General features: G+C 75.2%; 1 pseudogene. It reads right to left on the reverse strand.

The features are described 5' to 3' along the window. Window positions 1–808: pseudogene (locus DD1DGNOD_RS29745) on the reverse strand (beta-ketoacyl synthase); the annotation flags it as partial.

The raw sequence follows: 808 nt of genomic DNA on the forward strand, positions 1-808 counted from the left end.
GCACGGAACTCGGCGTCGACGGACAGCCACGGCCGCGGGACGAGGTCGACGCCGGTGACCTCGAGGGTTATCTCGTGGTCGGCATCCGACGCCGACCCGAGGAGTTCGACCTGGCAACGGTCCGGTTCGCCCCGCCCGTCGGGCACGCCGCGCACGAACGTGGCGTCGGCGAAGCACAGGTGCAGGCCCAGGTACAGGGCGAACAGCTGGGCGGCCTGCGCTGTCGCCTCGGCGAGGAGCACGGCCCGCTCCTGCGCCGGTGCGCCTTGCGTCGGTGCGCCCTGGGCCGGCTCGGCCTGCGGCGAGGAGGTCCCGGCCGCAGCGCCGAGCCGCAGCCCGGCGCGGAGGGCTCCGCTGCCCCAGCCGCCGCCCCGCACGTCAAGGCCGTCCACCCAGCCCAGCAACAGTCCGGGGATCCGGGCCTGCGGCAGCGCGAGCCGGATCGACGGGTTGGCGCCGTCCTGGTCGTAGGCGGTACCGAACACGCTCGCGATCGACCCCTCGGCGAGGCGGGCGAGATCGGCGGCGTCCAGCCGGCTCTTGTCGCTGCGCGCAAGCGGTTTGAACGCCGCCTCCGCGCGCACTCGGGTTGGTACGGGTGCCGCGGGATGCTCCGACGACCCGCTCGACCGCCCGTCCACCACCTCGAACACCTCGGTGACGGTCGGGGCCGGGCTGATCACCTCTTCCGGGTGGACGCCGCCGTCCCGGGGAACGGGCAGGGCCACCCGGGGCGGGTTTACCGGGACGCTGGGTGCCGACCCGCCGGGCGCGGACAGCCCGCCCGCTGATCGGACGCCGTTGGTCA

The sequence above is a fragment of the Candidatus Protofrankia californiensis genome (assembly GCF_900634765.1).
Classification (GTDB): domain Bacteria; phylum Actinomycetota; class Actinomycetes; order Frankiales; family Frankiaceae; genus Protofrankia; species Protofrankia californiensis.